We start from the raw sequence: 367 nt of genomic DNA, 5'->3' as shown, positions 1-367 counted from the left end.
TCGGTTTCGACGTCGGACACTGCGACGGGAGAAGCGGGCCGAGAATGTAGAGTCATCTCGTTAATGTCCTCTGCAAAACAATAGGTGCTAAGTCTAATAACCGCACCGATTTCGCCCTCGCTGCCTGATTAGGCCGAGCTGCGAATCCGTCAGTCTAGAGTTGCTTCCACTCTAGGTCCTGGCGTCGCTTAGGGAGCCACTGCTTCAGATATTTGTTGAGGGTATCTGAGGGACTTTTACTCAACTCCGTTCGTTGGTCCACATGTTCGTGTGAGGGCCAGAACCTAAGAAACTACCTCACGAACTGCGCCCGGAGAAGTCCTGACAATCTGCCGACGGACGCGGGTTCGATTCCCGCCATCTCCAC

General features: G+C 54.2%; 1 other RNA gene. It reads left to right on the top strand.

Annotated elements, in window-relative coordinates:
* Positions 1-367: a transfer-messenger RNA gene (ssrA, locus tag DBV08_RS32100) on the top strand; the annotation flags it as partial.

This window comes from Rhodococcus sp. KBW08, from assembly GCF_003852455.1.
Taxonomy (GTDB): Bacteria; Actinomycetota; Actinomycetes; order Mycobacteriales; family Mycobacteriaceae; genus Rhodococcus_F; species Rhodococcus_F baikonurensis.
The sequence above is the reverse complement of the archived record's forward strand: the minus strand, read 5'-3'. Positions and strand labels throughout refer to the sequence as shown.